This window comes from Pacificoceanicola niger (genome assembly GCF_048553275.1).
In the GTDB taxonomy this organism is placed as follows: domain Bacteria; phylum Pseudomonadota; class Alphaproteobacteria; order Rhodobacterales; family Rhodobacteraceae; genus Pacificoceanicola.
On sequence record NZ_JBLZMW010000003.1, the window covers coordinates 58,233 to 72,891 of the forward strand.

The 14,659-nt window shown below is 62.0% G+C and carries 17 protein-coding genes; 4 read left to right on the forward strand and 13 right to left on the reverse strand.

Features of this window, described 5'->3' with window-relative positions; genetic code table 11:
* Window positions 1-4: 4 nt before the first annotated feature.
* The 5 genes from nqrE to ACN2XU_RS05085 are packed head-to-tail and all read right to left on the reverse strand — an operon-like array spanning window position 5 to window position 4,617.
* Window positions 5-613: an NADH:ubiquinone reductase (Na(+)-transporting) subunit E gene (gene nqrE, locus ACN2XU_RS05065; protein ID WP_419409325.1), complete on the reverse strand. Its 609-nt coding sequence runs from the start codon at window positions 611-613 to the stop codon at window positions 5-7.
* Window positions 613-1,266: an NADH:ubiquinone reductase (Na(+)-transporting) subunit D gene (locus ACN2XU_RS05070; protein ID WP_419409326.1), complete on the reverse strand. Its 654-nt coding sequence runs from the start codon at window positions 1,264-1,266 to the stop codon at window positions 613-615. Before ACN2XU_RS05070 ends, nqrE begins: the two co-directional genes overlap by 1 nt.
* Complete coding sequence (locus ACN2XU_RS05075) at window positions 1,266-2,078, reverse strand: Na(+)-translocating NADH-quinone reductase subunit C (protein ID WP_419409327.1); 813 nt, start codon at window positions 2,076-2,078, stop codon at window positions 1,266-1,268. The genes ACN2XU_RS05070 and ACN2XU_RS05075 overlap by 1 nt, the downstream gene beginning before the upstream one ends.
* Window positions 2,071-3,270 carry an NADH:ubiquinone reductase (Na(+)-transporting) subunit B gene (locus ACN2XU_RS05080; protein WP_419409328.1) on the reverse strand — a complete coding sequence of 400 codons (1,200 nt, stop codon included), beginning with the start codon at window positions 3,268-3,270 and terminating at the stop codon, window positions 2,071-2,073. Before ACN2XU_RS05080 ends, ACN2XU_RS05075 begins: the two co-directional genes overlap by 8 nt.
* Before the next feature lie 3 nt (window positions 3,271-3,273).
* The gene (locus tag ACN2XU_RS05085) at window positions 3,274-4,617 is read right to left on the reverse strand and encodes a Na(+)-translocating NADH-quinone reductase subunit A (protein WP_419409329.1); all 1,344 of its coding nucleotides are present in this window, start codon (window positions 4,615-4,617) and stop codon (window positions 3,274-3,276) included.
* A 168-nt stretch (window positions 4,618-4,785) separates the two neighbouring features.
* Here ACN2XU_RS05085 and ACN2XU_RS05090 point away from each other — a divergent pair, with 168 nt between their 5' ends.
* Window positions 4,786-5,817 carry an FAD:protein FMN transferase gene (locus tag ACN2XU_RS05090; RefSeq protein ID WP_419409330.1) on the forward strand — a complete coding sequence of 344 codons (1,032 nt, stop codon included), beginning with the start codon at window positions 4,786-4,788 and terminating at the stop codon, window positions 5,815-5,817.
* Between the two features lie 19 nt (window positions 5,818-5,836).
* Window positions 5,837-6,076 (forward strand): (Na+)-NQR maturation NqrM, encoded by a 240-nt coding sequence (gene nqrM / locus ACN2XU_RS05095; protein WP_419409331.1) that lies wholly within the window; start codon window positions 5,837-5,839, stop codon window positions 6,074-6,076.
* Window positions 6,077-6,122: 46 nt separating this feature from the next.
* Here nqrM and ACN2XU_RS05100 read toward each other — a convergent pair whose 3' ends face one another.
* Window positions 6,123-6,302 carry a hypothetical protein gene (locus ACN2XU_RS05100; RefSeq protein WP_419409332.1) on the reverse strand — a complete coding sequence of 60 codons (180 nt, stop codon included), beginning with the start codon at window positions 6,300-6,302 and terminating at the stop codon, window positions 6,123-6,125.
* Between the two features lie 81 nt (window positions 6,303-6,383).
* On the opposite strand from ACN2XU_RS05100, the gene ACN2XU_RS05105 reads away from it, so the two are divergent.
* Window positions 6,384-6,905 (forward strand): CBS domain-containing protein, encoded by a 522-nt coding sequence (locus ACN2XU_RS05105; RefSeq protein WP_419409333.1) that lies wholly within the window; start codon window positions 6,384-6,386, stop codon window positions 6,903-6,905.
* Here ACN2XU_RS05105 and ACN2XU_RS05110 read toward each other — a convergent pair.
* The 7 genes from ACN2XU_RS05110 to ACN2XU_RS05140 all read right to left on the reverse strand — a co-directional run bounded on the left by ACN2XU_RS05110 (window position 6,883) and on the right by ACN2XU_RS05140 (window position 13,585).
* Window positions 6,883-7,527: a class I SAM-dependent methyltransferase gene (locus ACN2XU_RS05110; RefSeq protein ID WP_419409334.1), complete on the reverse strand. Its 645-nt coding sequence runs from the start codon at window positions 7,525-7,527 to the stop codon at window positions 6,883-6,885. The two genes, ACN2XU_RS05105 and ACN2XU_RS05110, sit on opposite strands and share 23 nt — an antisense overlap.
* A gap of 1 nt (window position 7,528) precedes the next feature.
* Window positions 7,529-8,749, reverse strand: a complete 1,221-nt coding sequence (locus ACN2XU_RS05115) for a BtaA family protein (protein WP_419409335.1) — start codon at window positions 8,747-8,749, stop codon at window positions 7,529-7,531.
* Entirely contained in the window at window positions 8,746-9,561 is an 816-nt protein-coding gene (locus ACN2XU_RS05120) for a UDP-2,3-diacylglucosamine diphosphatase (protein WP_419409336.1), read from the reverse strand. Before ACN2XU_RS05120 ends, ACN2XU_RS05115 begins: the two co-directional genes overlap by 4 nt.
* 194 nt (window positions 9,562-9,755) lie before the next feature.
* On the reverse strand, window positions 9,756-11,255 hold the full coding sequence (gene ggpS / locus ACN2XU_RS05125; RefSeq protein ID WP_419409337.1) for a glucosylglycerol-phosphate synthase: 1,500 nt from the start codon (window positions 11,253-11,255) through the stop codon (window positions 9,756-9,758).
* Between the two features lie 3 nt (window positions 11,256-11,258).
* Window positions 11,259-12,041 (reverse strand): HAD-IIB family hydrolase, encoded by a 783-nt coding sequence (locus ACN2XU_RS05130; RefSeq protein ID WP_419409338.1) that lies wholly within the window; start codon window positions 12,039-12,041, stop codon window positions 11,259-11,261.
* Window positions 12,042-12,044: 3 nt separating this feature from the next.
* Window positions 12,045-13,175: an NAD(P)H-dependent glycerol-3-phosphate dehydrogenase gene (locus ACN2XU_RS05135; protein WP_419409339.1), complete on the reverse strand. Its 1,131-nt coding sequence runs from the start codon at window positions 13,173-13,175 to the stop codon at window positions 12,045-12,047.
* Between the two features lie 113 nt (window positions 13,176-13,288).
* Window positions 13,289-13,585, reverse strand: coding sequence for a hypothetical protein (locus tag ACN2XU_RS05140; protein ID WP_419409340.1), 297 nt, complete (start codon window positions 13,583-13,585; stop codon window positions 13,289-13,291).
* A 74-nt stretch (window positions 13,586-13,659) separates the two neighbouring features.
* On the opposite strand from ACN2XU_RS05140, the gene ACN2XU_RS05145 reads away from it, so the two are divergent.
* Complete coding sequence (locus ACN2XU_RS05145; protein WP_419409341.1) at window positions 13,660-14,445, forward strand: ion transporter; 786 nt, start codon at window positions 13,660-13,662, stop codon at window positions 14,443-14,445.
* Window positions 14,446-14,659 lie beyond the last annotated feature (214 nt).

Genomic DNA, 14,659 nt, shown 5'->3' on the forward strand with positions numbered 1-14,659 from the left:
CCGCTTACAGTTTCACGCCGCTGAACGACATGAAGGCCATGGCCATCAGTCCCGCGGTGATGAAGGTGATGCCGAGGCCCTGCAGGCCGTCGGGAATGTCCGAGTACTTCAGCTTCTCGCGCACGCCCGCCATGGCGGTAATCGCCAGGGCCCAACCAAAGCCGGAAGAGACACCGTAGGTCGCCGCCTCGGCAAAGTCGTAGGAGCGTTCCACCATGAACAGCGAGCCACCGAGGATGGCGCAGTTCACTGTAATCAGCGGCAGGAACACGCCGAGCGCGTTGTAGAGCGGCGGGAAGTACTTATCGAGCACCATTTCGAGGATCTGCACGATCGCGGCGATCACCCCGATATAGGAGATCAGGCCAAGGAACGTCAGGTCCACATCCGGGAAGCCCGCCCAGGCCAGCGCGCCGGGGGCGAGCAGGTAGGTCAGGATCAGGTTGTTCGCCGGGACGGTAATGCCCTGCACCACCATGACGGAGATGCCGAGACCCATGGCCGTCTGGATTTTCTTCGACACGGCAAGGAAGGTGCACATGCCAAGGAAGAAGGACAAAGCGAGGTTCTCGACGAAAACCGCTTTGACCGCGAGGGAAATCAGACCTTCCATCAGTGCGCCTCCACGTTCTGGATGCGGTACTCACGCTCTTCGACCTGTTTCGGCTTCCACGTGCGCACAGCCCAGATCAGCAGCCCGATGACGAAGAAGGCCGACGGCGGCAGCAGCAGCAGACCGTTGGGCACGTACCAGCCGCCATTGTTCACGGTTTCGAAGATGGTGATGCCAAAGAGCGAACCGGAGCCAAAAAGCTCGCGGAAGAACGCCACGATCATCAGCAAAAGCCCATAGCCAAGCCCGTTGCCGACGCCGTCGATGAAGCTGTCCACCGGCGGGTTCTTCATGGCGAAGGCCTCGGCGCGGCCCATCACGATGCAGTTCGTGATGATCAGGCCGACAAAGACCGACAGCGTCTTGGAAATCTCGTAGGCATAGGCCTTGAGGAACTGATCCACCACGATCACCAGTGAGGCGATCACGACCATCTGCACGATAATCCGGATCGAGCTCGGGATCTGGTTGCGCAGCATCGAGATGAACATCGACGAAAACCCGGTCACCAGCGTCACCGCCAGCGACATGACCAGCGCCACCTGCATCGAGGAGGTCACCGCAAGCGCCGAACAGATGCCCAGCACCTGCAGCGTGATCGGGTTGTTGTCGATCAGCGGATCGACAAGTTGCGAACGATAGGTCTGTGCCATCAGCCAACCTCTCCTGCTTTGAGGCGCTCAAGGAAGGCGCCGTATCCGGCCTCGCCCATCCAGAACCGCACCAGGTTGTTCACCCCGGCCGAGGTCAGCGTCGCCCCGGCCAATGCATCGACGTAGTAGTCCTGCCCTTGCGGCGGCGGTGTCTTGGCCACGGTGATGGCCAGTGTGCCGTCGTCGGTAAAGAGCTTTTTGCCGTTCCACAGGGCTTTCCAGCGCGGGTTGTCCACCTCGGCGCCCAGGCCGGGTGTCTCGCCGTGCTGATAGAATTGCAGCCCGAAAATATCGTTGCCGTTCTCTTCCAGCGCGATGAAGCCATAGAGCGTGGACCACAGGCCATAGCCTTCGATCGGCATGATCACCTTGTCGATTTCGCCGGCCTGATCGCGCAGCAGGTAAACCATGCGATAGGACTGCATCGAGCCGCCCAGTCCCGCGGGGTCCTCATCCAGCGCGCGGACAATCGCGGGATCGTCCTTGGCTGCCAGCTGGTCGAAGGTTTCGATCTCGAACTGATCGGTGAATTCACCGGTCGACAGGTCGAGCACATGCGGCTCGAAGCTGGCGAAGGCGTCGTTCACCGGGGTCGCCGGATCGTAGACACCGGCCACCTGCAGGATGTTGACCCGCTTGTCGCGAAGCTGGTTTTCCGCCTGAACCGGGCGCAGGGCCACAGCGGCGGCCGACACCACCATAGAGCCGACAAGGCAGAGCGCGACAGCAACGGCGACCGTCTTGCCCACGCTATCGGGTGGCGCATCGAGGAAACGGCCGATCGGGCCTTTCTTCTCCTGATTATCAGGCATGACGCTTGGCCCTCCGTTTGATGTTGGCCTGCACGACGAAGTAGTCGATCAGCGGTGCAAAGACATTCCCGAAAAGGATCGCGAGCATCATGCCTTCGGGAAAGGCCGGGTTGATGACGCGGATCATCACAACCATGAACCCGATCAAGGCACCGTATATGTAGCGGCCCACGTTGGTATGGCTGGCAGAGACCGGTTCCGTGACCATGAAGGCGAGACCAAAGGCATAGCCGCCAACGACAAGGTGCCAATACCACGGCATTGCGAACATCGGGTTGGTATCCGACCCGATCAGGTTCAGCAGCGTCGAGAAGGCGATCATGCCGCCAAGGCAGCCCACGATCAGGCGCCAGTTCGCGATCTTGACCACAAGAAGGAAGGCCAGACCGATGAGAGCCGCAAGGGTCGAGGTTTCGCCGATGCACCCCTGAATGGTGCCGATAAAGGCGTCCATCCAGTCGATGCCGCGCTCGGGCAGCGCCTGATAGCCGTCAGAGGCGCCAATCGCCAGCGCGGTCGCCCCGGAGAAGCCATCAACCGGCGTCCAGACGCTGTCGCCGGACATCTGCGCAGGGTAGGCGAAATAGAGGAACGCCCGACCGACCAACGCCGGGTTGAGGAAGTTTTTCCCCGTGCCCCCAAAGACTTCCTTGCCGATGACCACGCCGAAGATGATGCCCAGAGCCACCTGCCAAAGCGGCGCGGTGGCGGGCATGATCAGCGTGTACAGCATGGAGGTCACGAGGAAGCCTTCGTTGACCTCATGCTTGCGCACGGTGGCAAAGACGACCTCGAAAATGCCGCCCGCGACCAGCGTGGTGATATAGATCGGCAGGAAATAGGTCAGCCCGTGCAGCATGTTCGCCAGCGGGTTGTTCGGGTTGAAACCGATGCCGAGGCCGTCAATCAAGGCCGCGCGCCAACCGGACGGGCCGTATTCGGCAATCGCCAGATTGGTCTGCAGGCCGGTGTTGTACAGGCCCATCAAGATGCAGGGGATCGTGGCGAGGACCACATAGGTCATGATCCGCTTCATATCGATGTAGGAGCGCGCATGGGGCGCGACGGTTGTCACCGTCTTGGGCGTATAGACGAAACTCTCGACCATCTCGTAGATGGGGAAATACTGCTCGTACTTGCCGCCCTTGACGAAGTGCGGCTCGATACGGTCGAAGAAACTGCGAAGACCCAAGGCCTAGCCCTCCTTCTCGATCTTGGTGAGGCTGTCGCGCAGAGCGATGCCGTATTCATACTTGGCGGGGCAGGCAAAGCCGCAAAGCGCGACGTCCTCTTCATCCAGCTCCAGCGCGCCGAGCGCCTGGGCCGTATCCGTGTCCATCACCAACAGCGACCGCAGAAGCTGAGTCGGCAGGAAATCCTGCGGCATCAACTGCTCGAAGGTGCCGATCGGCACCATGGCGCGGCGGCCACCATTGAGGTTGGATGTCAAAGCATAAAGCTTGTTCGCAAAGGCAGAGCCAAGCACCGGCTGAAAGGCGAATTTCGACGGCATTGGCCGAATCCAGCCAAGCGGGATCTGCTTGTGATCCTCTTCGATCAGGGTGATCTGCCGCGCATAGCGCCCGAGATAGGCGGTGGCGCCCTCCCCGGCCTTGCCACTCAGAATCGATCCGGAAATGATCCGCAACGGAGTGTCGGTCTTCAGGTCCTCGGCGCAGAGATCCAGCATGGAGGCCCCGGCGACCGTGCGCACCAGACGCGGGCGCGCGCACATCGGCCCGGTCAGGGCGATGATGCGGCCACTGTCGATCCGGCCTGTGGCCAACAGGCGGCCAATGGCGATGACATCGTGATAGCCGATGGTCCAGACGGCCTTGTCCGAGGTCGGAGGCTCAAGGAAATGCATGTGCGTGCCGGCCAGACCTGCGGGGTGCGGGCCGGAGAAGGTGGCCACCTCGACTCCGGCGACATCTCCACCCGGCACTGACGCGCCGGTTTCGTGGCACAGGTATGTCTTGCCCTCGGTCAGCAACGCCACCGCCGCGAGACCGCGCGAGAAGGCCTCGGGGTCATCCGCGATGATCTGCGCCGCATCCGCCGACAACGGCTCGCTGTCCATCGCGGTCACGTAGATTGCCGCGGGGCGGGCATCGGACGCGGGCACCTTTGAATAGGGACGCGTACGGAACGAGGTCCAGAGCCCGGCGGCACAGAGCTTGGCGGCGACGCCATCGGGCGTGCTGTCATCCCCTGTACCCGAAAAATCCACCGGCTCGGCGGCGTCCTCGATCACGTCGATCTCGACGCTGATGAGAACCCGGCGCGCGCCTCGGTTGATCGCCTTGATCCGGCCGGACACCGGCGCTGTGACCACCACCTCTGGCGTATCCTTATGGGCAAGGATTGGCGCACCGGCGGCGACGATATCGCCCTCCTGAACCGCGAGGCGCGGCTTCAGACCGATGTAATCCTGTCCCAGAATCGCGACGGTTCCGACGGTTGCGGCCTCGATGGTCGTGGCGTCAGGTGCCCCCAGCACCGGAACATCCAGACCCTTTTTCAACGAATGTTGCTGCACGTCTTGAGTCCTGTCCTTCGTATTCGCCGCCTTATGCGACAGCATCGCCGGGTTTGAAAGGCGTTTCCGGTCACATTTTTCGATTCAGTGTTGAACCCAATGCCATTCTGCCCCAGAAGCGGGCAAACACGCCAGTTGACCACTCAATAGCATATCCGGAGTAGGCCCGTGACAAACCCTCTTCTCCTTTCTCGCCGCAGCTTCATGATCATGCCGCTTGCTCTTGCAGCCTGCAAGCCGGGTTGGTCCGTGCTGGAGCTGTCCGGACTGACGATGGGCACCGGGTATAACATCGTGGCGGTGGACCACGGCAAGTCAGTCGACAAGGCCGCGCTTCAGGGCGCCATCGACGGCGCGCTCTCCGACGTCACCGCCCAGATGTCGAACTGGGATGCCACCTCCGAGATTTCGCGCTTCAATGCGGCCGCCAAGGGCGAAAGCCTGACCGTGTCGCGCGAATTGGCCGAAGTCATGCAGGCCGCCTCCGACGTGCATCGCGCCTCGATGGGCACCTTTGACGTGACGGTCGGTCCGCTGATCGACCTTTGGGGCTTTGGCGCCGGCAAGGGCCACGGCGCCCTGCCCTCCGATGCGCAGATCGCGCAGGCCATGGGATGCTGCGGTCAGGAACGCTCGGTCGCACAGAGCGGCAACACCCTGACCAAGACCAACGACGGCGCCGAAGTCTATCTCTCGGCCATTGGCAAAGGCTATGGCGTTGATCACGTCGCCCGTGCCATCTCCGCCTTTGGTATCACCGATTACATGGTCGAAATCGGCGGCGATCTGGTGACGGCGGGCCGCAACCCCGAAGGCCAGCCTTGGCAAATCGGCATCGAGACACCACAAAGTTTTGACCGTGGCATCATGCAGGTCGTCGGCCTGTCCGACCTCGGCATGGCCACCTCGGGCGACTATCGCAACTACTTCGAAGCGGACGGCCAGCGCTATTCGCACATCATCGACGCCACCACCGGCCGCCCCGTCACCCACGATACCGCTTCGGTGACCGTGCTGACCGACAACGCGATGCTGGCCGATGCATGGGCGACCGCCCTGCTGGTCCTTGGCCGCGAGCGCGGGATGAAAATCGCAAATGATCGTGATCTGGCGGTCCTCTTTGTTGACCGCGCGGGCGATGAAACCAAATCTGGATTCAAAACCGCCGCATCGAACCGGTTCGCGGCACTGACCGCCTGAATCCAGAAAGGCCCGCCCCATGTCCACCTTCCTGCTGACCTTCGGCCTCTTTGCGCTTGTCATGGCTGGCATGGCGGTGGGCGTGATGTTCAGCGGACGGACGATCAAGGGCAGCTGCGGCGGGCTGAACGCCATTTCCGATGCGGATCATTGCCTCGTCTGCAAGAAGGAAATCGACCCGGACAGCCCCCTGCGGGAGCGGCTGTCCTCCTGCCCCCGAGCAAAGAAAATGCTCGACGAGATGGAAAAGCAGGGCTGAACCGACCGCTCGGATGGATCTCTTTGGTCCCGTACGCTCAGGCCGCTTACCCTTGCATTGGCACAAATCCCAACGTCAACAACGCCGCGGCAGCAATGACGCCATAGACCCAGAGCTGCCAGCGCGGCCCTTCGGTCTTCCACACATGGCGATACCTGTAGCCCGCAAAGCAGGCGATCACGAAGATCACCGTTGCGGTGGCGGGTGTCAGCACAAATTCAATCAACTTAAGGCCGTCCTTCGCTCAAATCCGTTTACTCGTCCGCGTTTTGCACTACGCTGATAGGCGTACAAGCGGAGGAAAGCCATGCCTGCATCCTATCAGTCCCCCACCCGCGGCGATGACGAGCAAGAAAAGTCCACCAGCCAATCGCTGGAAACCAATCTTTCGGCGGCCGAGGTGACGGTGGGTCATGTGCTCGACAGCAAGGGCGGGGACATCTTCTGGATCAGCCCCGACGACACGGTGCACCACGCGGTCGAGGTGCTGAGGGACAAGCGCATCGGCGCGCTGTTGATCAAGAATCCGCAAGGCGAGGTCGCCGGCATCCTGTCGGAACGGGACATCGTGCGGCGCCTGGCCGATACCCCCGGCACCACCCTGCCCCAAACGGTCAAGGACCTGATGGTGACAAAGGTGGAGACGACCACCCGCGACGAGACATTGGTGCGCGTTCTGCGCCGCATGACCGATGGCCGGTTCCGCCATATGCCGGTGATGGACGAAGGCTTTGCCATCGGCATGATCACCATTGGCGATGTGGTCAACTACCGGCTGACCGCGCTGGAATACGAGGCCTTGAAACTCAAGCAGCTGATCGTCGGCTGAGCCGGGCATAGGTGGCGTAGCCACGATAGAGCGCGTCTTGCCGAAGGCCATCGTCGGCCCCGGCATGACGTCGCATGACGTCCGGCAAATCCGGGCGCGGCGTGACGTGGAATTTCGCCAGCCACATCAGGAGGCCGCGCCGGAACCAGCGCGGCAGCGCGCTTTGATCGCCAAAATCCACAAGATGCAGAGTGCCCCCCGGCGCCAGATGGCGCAACGCTTCGCTCAGCGCCGACTGCCAATCCGGGATCATCGACAGGCTGTAGGAAAACACGATGTGGTCGAAATGGTCCACGCCGAGCAGCGTTTCGGGATCGAACTTGCAGGCATCCGCCCGCGCCAGAGCCGCCTCGGAACCCAGCTTTGCCCGTGCCGACAGCAGCATTTGTTCCGATATATCAAGCCCGAAGAGCCGGGCCTGCGGGTAACGCTGGCGCATCGCCGCCAAATTGCGCCCGGTGCCGCAAGCCACCTCCAGCACGCTTTGCCCCGACTGCACATCCATCTGCTCGATCAGATGATCGCGCCCGAGCAAATAGTATTTTCGCGTGACGTCATAAATCCGTCTCTGACGGCGGTAGACCTCATCCATCAGCGCGCCGTGATCGCCCGCATGGCTCATGTCAGCCCCGCAACCGGTAAAGATGCACACCGCCGTAGATCGCCGAACGGTCGCTGTCAAAGGCCGCCCGAGAGGCTGCCGCGTCATAGTCCCAGCACCCGAGGATCGCGTCCGGCACACGGCCCGGCAGAATGTCCGCCGCGCCGCCGGTGCGGAACAGGACACGCGCGCCCGGCATCGCGGTCCGGGTGATCTCGCGCCAGAGCGCGGTCAGCTGCTCATCCGTCATCCAGTCCTGCGCATCGAGCAGCACATAAGCCGATTTCGACGCAGCGGGCAGCTTTCCCAGCAGATCCGTGATCCCCAGATTATGAACGGAGGCCCGCGCCGCCGCATCCCGCAGGGTCTCGAAATGCCGCGCCTCAAGGTACGGCGGCACCGGCCCCGTTCCATCGGCCTTGTAGGCGCGGTTTGCGGCCTGCCAGGCAAAGTAGTTCTCCGCCATCGGAAAATCGCAGAACAGCTTGCGCGTGCGCGCCTCCAGAACCGGCAGGATATCTCCCCCCGCATCGGCGGCAAGCTTGTCGTATTGCGCCGGTGGAATGCCCAGACCAAAGAGCGACGCCCGGCGCCGCGCCATCATCCGCACAAAGCGCGAGCGGAACAGCGGCGCAATCTCCGCGTCGAAAAAAGCGCGCTGCTCACGCAGTGTATTGGCCTTCAGCAGCCGATCGAAATCCACCCGACCAATCCGCGCCACAAGATGCACCAGCCCGAGAAAACGGCCCAGGACGCCAAAGCGATAGAACCCCTTCTCGAACATGGCCTTGCGCGGGCGCAGTCCCTCCCGCCCGTTCCAGAAATCGCGCGCCGGACGGGGCATGTAAGGCAGGATGTAACGATTCATCAGGGCGCTGTTCCCGTCCCGGTCCGCATGCCCGAACAGCGCATAGAATGCCCGATGATCCGGAAGATGCTGCGCAGCGGCCAGCTTCAGCCAGGTCAGCTGCACATGCCAGGGCGACAGATCCACCGCCGTCACCGATCGCGGCGCGGCCGTCAGATAGGACATCACATTGCAACCGCCCGAGGCGATACAGACGACGTGGTCACGCTCTGACAGCGCCAGTGCGTCCATATCACAGACCGGATCCTCCCAGATCTGCGGATAGACAAGCCCCTGGAACAGTCGCGCAAACAGGCGTTCGGACAGCGTGCCGAACGAAAAACTCCGGTTTTGGTAAACCGCTTCGCCAATGATGGTGCCGGATGTGTCGTTCATGCCATTCTCTTTTCGCTCTGTCCGTTGGCTGCGCTGCGGTGCTTGCGCCGCTGTCGCCGTTTCAGCAGTTGCTCTCGATTGTTGCGCGCCTCCCAATCCACCAGCCGCAGGTCGCCCTGATGATTTTCGATGACCGCCGTGCAGCTTTCGACCCAGTCGCCGGTGTTGATATAGCGAATATCGCCGATCTGCCGGATGCAGGCGTGGTGGATGTGGCCACAGATCACCCCGTCAAACCCTTTTTGACGCGCGTCTTCGGCCAGAACTTCCTCGAACTTTGTAATGAAGTTCACCGCCTGCTTGACCTGGTTCTTGCTCCATTTGGACAGTGACCAGTAGCGCGGCGACCACAGACGGCGCAGGGCATTGATCTTCGGATTGAGCCAGATCAGCAGCGAATAAGCCCGATCGCCGAGATGCGCGAGCCATTTGGCATTCATCACCACCGTGTCGAACTCATCGCCATGCACGACCCGGTAACGCAGACCGCTGGCCGAAACAAAAACATCCTCGGCCTTCACCTCGATGCCGCCGAAATGCACTCCGAAGTAGCCGCGCATGACCTCGTCATGGTTGCCGGGAATGAAGACGACCCGCGTGCCGTCATGCGCCTTTTGCAAGATCGCCTGGACCACGGCATTGTGGCCTTCCGGCCAATGCCAGCCGCGCCGAAGGCTCCATCCGTCAAAGATGTCACCAACGAGATACAGCGTATCGGCATCGTGCTTTTGCAGGAACTGAACAAGAAGGGCCGAGCGACAACCACGTGTTCCAAGATGAACATCCGATAGAAAAATCGTGCGATCGCTCACCGTGCCGCCCCCGCCGTGTTCCGTCCGCAAGGCCCTACGAAGCCGATGCAACACCTGCGTGACAAATTTGAATCAGCTCGGTGATCATGAGGGTCAGCGCAGCGCGCCCCCGGGGGCTGCGCCAAAAAAAAAGCAGTGCGCAACACCGCACTGCCCCTTTGATCAGAGCGGGATACCCCCCGCTCAATCGTCTGTTATTCCGCCGCGACGTCCGACGTGACCGTGTTGCGCTCGAACGCCTGCATCTGGTCTTCTGCCCAGAAGCGGACATCGTGCTGAGCGACCATGGCACGGTTTTCCTTCATCCGGCCCCGGCGGTCTTCTTCGGGAAGCTCAAGCGCGTAGAGAATGCCGCTGTCCATGGAGCGGTGGGAAAACGGATTGGTCGGCACAGCCGCGCCGAGCTCCACCGCCGCCCCGGCAAATTCGGACAAAACAAGCACCCCGTCGCCATCGGTCCGCGCGGCGCAGAACTCCTTGCAGACCAGGTTCATGCCATCGGCCAGCGGTGTGATCCACGCCACCTCTGCCGCGCGGTAGTAGGCGATGAGATCTGTAAACGGCACCGGCCTCGAGATCAGCGCCACGGGCTGATATTCGAATGTGCCATAGCGGCCATTGATCCGCCCGGCCAGCGCCTCCAGCTGTTCCTGGATTTCCTGATAGGCCGTCATATTGGCATTCGCCGCGACGGAGACGTGCATCAGGCGCAGAGTGCCGCGTAGATTCGGGTTGCTTTCCAGCAGCCGCTCGAAACTCTCAAGCTGCTCGATGCCGCCCTTGGTGTAATCGGTCCGGCCAACGGACAGCACCAGCTTGGTATCGCCCTTCTCGGCCTTGATCTGTGCGACTTTCTCTTCTGTCTCAGGGCTTGCGGCGAGTGTTTCGATGTAGGCCACATCGACACCGACCGGGCTGGCCTGCAGCCGGATGCGCCGTCCCTCAAAGTCCAGTTCGGTCACGACCGATTGCTCCGACAGGGCGGAGGTCACCGCGTTCATCTCCGGTTTGACCTTCTCGCGCTTCATCGTCTCCACTTCCAGCAACGAGCGCGCCGCCGAGACGAAATTGTTCACATAGCGGGGAATGTGGAACCCGACCACGTCACAGGCCAGCAGGCTTTCAAGGATTTCCTTGCGCCATGGCAAAGCGTTGAACATATCGGCGCTGGGGAACGGGGTGTGGTGGAAGAAGCTGATCTTCACGTCCGGACGCAAGGTGCGCAAATACCCCGGCACCAGCCACAGGTTATAATCGTGGACCCAGACCACGGCGCCCTCTGCGGCCTCGTTTGCGGCGGCTTCGGCAAAGGCCCAGTTCACCTCCCGAAAGGTCGGCCAATCCACAGGGTCATAGTTGTAACGCTCCTTGAAGCCGTGCAGGATCGGCCAGAACGCTTCCTTTGACGAGACATGATAAAAACTCGACACCTGCTCCGCCGTGAGCGGCAGGCGCGACACGGTGTATTTGCCATATTGGTCATCAATCTCGATGACGCGCTCGAAATCCGGGTTCGCCGGGTCCTCTGCCTCTTTCCACGCGACCCAGGATCCCTTGTCGACGCGCCCGAAAAAGCTCTTGAGAGTTGGCACGATGCCGTTCGGGCTCTTGTTTTCGCGGTATTCGGTTTTGCCGTTCACCACGACTTCTTCGTAAGGTTGACGATGGTAGACGATCACGAGATCGGACGGCATATATCAGGCTCCCTTCGGGGCTTCGTGAAGGTTGAGCGCATTGATGGCTTCCATAATCCCACCTGCGCCATGGGCTTGTGCGGAGTAAACGCTTTTGCAGCCACGAAGTTCCGTAATCAGCGCGGTTTCCGAATTGCCGACCGCCACCGCCGGCAGACCGGAGGCCAGCATCGACAGATCGTTGAGCGTATCCCCGGCACACAGAACGACATTCTCCGGGATCTCCAGATGCTGCACGAGGCGGCGAATGGATGGCCCCTTGGAGATACCCTTGGGCAGCACATCAAAGTACCGGTCGTCCGAAATGAGCCAGTCAAACCCCATATCCTCAACCAATGACTTGGCGCTGTCGTCAAAAGCGGCGGCGTTGAGATCATAGCTTACACGATAGCGGAACGCGGTCGGCTGCAGCGTGAGGCCGGGATGCCCGTCCAGCGCCGCCTTGACGCGCGCGCCCGCATCGCCCCAGATCTTCGCAATATCCTCTTCCAACGCCGGGATCGGCTCCACATGGCCATCGCTGCGCACATGGGCGATGGTCGTGCCGACGTCGCCGACAACGTATTCGGGCCATGGCAGCCCTTTCTCCCGGCACATTTCCATGATGAATTCCGGATCGCGTCCGGTCACGAAAATCAGGCCGACGCTGTCGCGGTTGTCTTCGATCCAGCGATACAGGGTCTGCCGGTCCGCGTCCGAGCCTCCAAGGAACGTGCCATCAAGATCGGTCGCAAGGGTAAAGCGCCGCGCGGCGATCGCCGGGCGCGGCACGCTATGAACAGTCATGGATCAGGTGTCTCCGAATTGCAGCGGAAGATTGGGGGAAGGATGGGCCAGCGACAGCTCAAGCGCATAGGGCTCCGCTTCGATGGGCCGCGCCCAAAGCGCCGTGAAGGCCGCGCGCAGATCAGCGCCGTCGTGCAGTACCGCGTTCACTGTTTCGCAAATCGGCATGGAGACGCCCACGCGCGCCGCCAGCTCTGTCACGGACACGGAATTCACCTCGCCTTCGACCACGACGGGACGGCCCTCGAAGCACGCGGCCCGCGCCGTTCCTTGTCCCAACTGGAATCCAAGCGACATATTTCTTGAGGTTGTCGAACTGCAGGTCAGGGTCAGATCCCCGGCCCCCGACAGCCCCGTCACCGTTTCGCGTTTGCCGCCCAAAGCCTGCGCCAGCAGCTTCATCTCGTCGATGCCTCTGGTGATGAGTGCGGCCCGGGTGTTCTCGGCGAATCCCGCCCCGGACATCATCCCGCAGGCAATGGCAATCACGTTTTTGACCGCCCCGCCGACTTCGACGCCGACAAGGTCATCGGACACGTAGGGCCGGAATCCCCCGCCCGACAGTGACATGGCCAACCGCGCCGCCGGGCTCTTTTCCGGGTTCAGCCGGTCTTCATAAGAGAAGGGAAAGGCCACGGTGGCGGCCGTCGGATGATCCAGAGCGGCCTCGCGCGCGAAGGTCGGCCCCGAGACACAGCCCACCGGGTGACCCGGCAAGGCGTCCGTGACAACCTCGGACAACAGGTATCCGGTGCCCCGCTCCACGCCCTTGCAGGCCAGCGCAATCGGCGCAGCGTCGGGCAGATGCGGCTTGATCGCCTCGCACATGGCGCGCAGCGTGGACGACGGTGTCACCATCAGCACCGCGTCCACATCGGCCAGCGCCTCGGCGATGGAGGCCGTCGCCGTGAGGCTCTCCGGCAAGGGGACATCGGCCAGATAGTCGCCGTTCATCCCGGTCTTGTTAATGGCCTCGGCGAGCGCCGGGCGCCGCGCCCAGAGCCGCACGTCATGACCATTCCGCGCCAGTATGGAGGCAAGCGCCGTCCCCCAACTGCCTGCGCCAAGAACGGCAATGCGGCCAAAGGGAACACAAGGTTTGTGTGATCTGGAATCCGCTTCGGAATCCTTCATGGTCAGAGCTCCTTTCAAGGTCTCGGCCATTTGCGGTCTTTCCGAGCGATCCTCCGGCGGCCGATGTGGCGCGGAGCGGCAGGGCACCGGATCGGACACGATCGGCCCATGGATCACGGTCTGTAGGCGCGATACCGAACGGCGCGCACCGATTTGTCCGTATCAAAGCCTTTTGCCAGCTCGAAGAGCCCGCGATGCCGGCTCTCTCTCGCCTTTAAGGTTAGGGTGGTGCCCGCAGCGGTCAAGAAAATATTGCCGCATTGCAGCATGACATCCCCGCCTTGCCTCCTCAGAGGCAGAATGCCGCTCTTGCGTGCATCCGCTGAACCGTCCCCAAAATCCACTTTGCCGCAAATGGATAGACGAACAGCACGGCGCAGATCCAGCCCGTTGAACGTGGCCGACTTCATCGCTATTTCATCGAATGGAATTCATCGCCCGCCGACCGCCGCCCGCAGAGGGGCGCCCATCATTTGGAGAAGACATGTCCTTCCGCCAGCGCCTTGGCGCCCTGCTCGACCGGCCTTCCACCCGCAATGTGATCACCGCCGTAATCCTGTTCAACGCGCTCATCCTCGGGATTGAAACGTCCGACGCGGCCATGGCGGCGGCGGGCGGTTTGATCATTGCGCTGGATCAGGTCTGCCTTGCGATCTTTGTTCTGGAACTGGCCGCCAAGCTCTATGCTCGCGGCCCGTCCTTTTTCAAATCCGGCTGGAACATCTTTGACTTCGTCATTGTCGGCGTCGCCCTGATCCCCGCCGCCCAAGGGCTTTCGGTCCTGCGCGCCCTGCGCATCCTGCGTTTGCTGCGGCTGATCTCCGTTGCGCCAACGCTGCGCCGCGTGGTCGAAGGCTTCGTCACGGCCTTGCCCGGCATGGCATCGGTCTTCCTTCTGATGGCGCTGATCTTCTACATCGCGTCGGTGATGGCGACAAAACTCTTCGGCGACGGCTTCCCGCAGTGGTTCGGCTCGATCTTTGACTCGGCCTATACCCTGTTCCAGATCATGACATTGGAAAGCTGGTCCATGGGGATCGTGCGCCCGGTGATGGAGGTTTATCCCTACGCCTGGGTGTTCTTTGTGCCGTTCATCCTGATGACCACCTTCGCCGTGGTGAACCTGATCGTCGGTCTGATCGTGAATTCCATGCAGGAAGCACACGCCGAGGAGAGCAACGCCGCAACCGAGAACTACCGCGACGCCGTGCTCGTCCGTCTCGAAGCCATCGAACGCCGCCTTGCGGAAAGAACCGCCGATCGGGAGTGACCGCAGCCGCGCCCGATTGGGGGTCAAGGCAAACGGCCGCGCGTGCGCCGCGGTGCAATCGCCCCGGCAGCCGAAGCCGCGACGAGACAACGATGAACCGCGTGAAGCCACCGGGTCTCCGTATCATGGCCCGCGCCGTCAATCCTCACAATGCCGAACTCCGGAGCCGCGCGCCATGTTGAACGCCTGCGACGCGCTCGGCAGGCCTGGACTT

What these genes read in the sequence shown, in the direction of transcription:
- ACN2XU_RS05145 (WP_419409341.1), top strand. Translation starts at nt 13,660, where the DNA reads ATGTCCTTCCGCCAGCGCCTTGGCGCCCTGCTCGACCGGCCTTCCACC.
- nqrE (WP_419409325.1), bottom strand. Translation starts at nt 613, where the DNA reads ATGGAAGGTCTGATTTCCCTCGCGGTCAAAGCGGTTTTCGTCGAGAAC.
- ACN2XU_RS05105 (WP_419409333.1), top strand. Translation starts at nt 6,384, where the DNA reads ATGCCTGCATCCTATCAGTCCCCCACCCGCGGCGATGACGAGCAAGAA.
- ACN2XU_RS05075 (WP_419409327.1), bottom strand. Translation starts at nt 2,078, where the DNA reads ATGCCTGATAATCAGGAGAAGAAAGGCCCGATCGGCCGTTTCCTCGAT.
- ACN2XU_RS05115 (WP_419409335.1), bottom strand. Translation starts at nt 8,749, where the DNA reads ATGAACGACACATCCGGCACCATCATTGGCGAAGCGGTTTACCAAAAC.
- nqrM (WP_419409331.1), top strand. Translation starts at nt 5,837, where the DNA reads ATGTCCACCTTCCTGCTGACCTTCGGCCTCTTTGCGCTTGTCATGGCT.
- ACN2XU_RS05110 (WP_419409334.1), bottom strand. Translation starts at nt 7,527, where the DNA reads ATGAGCCATGCGGGCGATCACGGCGCGCTGATGGATGAGGTCTACCGC.
- ACN2XU_RS05130 (WP_419409338.1), bottom strand. Translation starts at nt 12,041, where the DNA reads ATGACTGTTCATAGCGTGCCGCGCCCGGCGATCGCCGCGCGGCGCTTT.
- ggpS (WP_419409337.1), bottom strand. Translation starts at nt 11,255, where the DNA reads ATGCCGTCCGATCTCGTGATCGTCTACCATCGTCAACCTTACGAAGAA.
- ACN2XU_RS05135 (WP_419409339.1), bottom strand. Translation starts at nt 13,175, where the DNA reads ATGAAGGATTCCGAAGCGGATTCCAGATCACACAAACCTTGTGTTCCC.
- ACN2XU_RS05070 (WP_419409326.1), bottom strand. Translation starts at nt 1,266, where the DNA reads ATGGCACAGACCTATCGTTCGCAACTTGTCGATCCGCTGATCGACAAC.
- ACN2XU_RS05140 (WP_419409340.1), bottom strand. Translation starts at nt 13,585, where the DNA reads ATGAAGTCGGCCACGTTCAACGGGCTGGATCTGCGCCGTGCTGTTCGT.